The sequence below is a fragment of the Mycobacterium sp. 1245801.1 genome (genome assembly GCF_001673055.1).
GTDB lineage: Bacteria > Actinomycetota > Actinomycetes > Mycobacteriales > Mycobacteriaceae > Mycobacterium > Mycobacterium europaeum_A.
Genome location: NZ_LZKY01000155.1, coordinates 1 through 870 on the forward strand (window position 1 = coordinate 1; position 870 = coordinate 870).

An 870-nucleotide genomic window follows, 5' to 3' on the forward strand; every position below is an offset into this window, starting at 1 on the left:
GACGCTACCTCTAGTGGTATCCGGTCATGTCAGTTCCGGACGCAGCGCCTCACTGCTGTCGCTCCTCGCGAAGCTGGTCGATCAGGGTGGTACTCGGTGCGTGATCATTTGCCACCAAAGCCGCGCACCAAGCGCGCGACACCAACTGCAGATCGGCGTCAATCGCTTCGATATCGCGCATGTCCGAATGCTAAGCCGAGGCAGCGCTTCGCTCACTTCACCCCGGCGAACGGCGCAGATTCTTTATCTCGAAGGTGACTGATCGCTGGCGTAAGACCACCGACTTTATGCGGCCGTCAGCATCGGTTTGAGGCAGATCGTCGTCGGACCGGCCTGACGTCGCTGGGATTCGCTAGTGAGATGAAGCCGTGTCTGCGCTGCGTCGAGGCTAGTACATAGTGAATAGCGGCCAACGGCGTCCGCCCGTAATTTTCTACCCATGCGAGACCTCGCGACCATCGATGGCGAATCCGCCTGGTGACGCGAGCGCGCCTAGCGGCTCGATAACTCTGCGACGGCATTCCAGTACCACATTGATCGATCAGGCGCTCGACGAGCGAACGGCGGCAAATTGCACCGCAGCGTCGGCTTGAACCGGCGTGGAGAGGTTACCACGAGGTAGCGTCATAGCTGCTCCAGAAGAACAGGGTGCGGTTTTACGGGCGGTGCAATGCAGCTGAAATGGATTAGCGTTGCCGGTCTGATCGCTCAGGCCGGTGGTGATCCGTGGGCGATTAACCAGAGCTTGCAGGCCGGCAGCCCCGCGCAGATTTCGAGCCTTGCGGAGGCTTTCCATGCTGCCGGCCGATGCTCCACCGCAGCCCAAGAAGAATTCGAACAGGCCCGCAAGCGCTTCGACATGGCCTGGAA

At 60.5% G+C, this 870-nt stretch carries 1 protein-coding gene and 1 pseudogene; one reads left to right on the plus strand and one right to left on the minus strand.

The genetic code is table 11. From position 1 onward, the window contains the following. Nucleotides 1-49: 49 nt before the first annotated feature. Nucleotides 50-181 (minus strand): hypothetical protein, encoded by a 132-nt coding sequence (locus A5622_RS30465; RefSeq protein WP_255361663.1) that lies wholly within the window; start codon nucleotides 179-181, stop codon nucleotides 50-52. A gap of 489 nt (nucleotides 182-670) precedes the next feature. Between A5622_RS30465 and A5622_RS28060 the strand changes: the two are divergent. Beyond that, nucleotides 671-870: pseudogene (locus tag A5622_RS28060) on the plus strand (hypothetical protein); the annotation flags it as partial.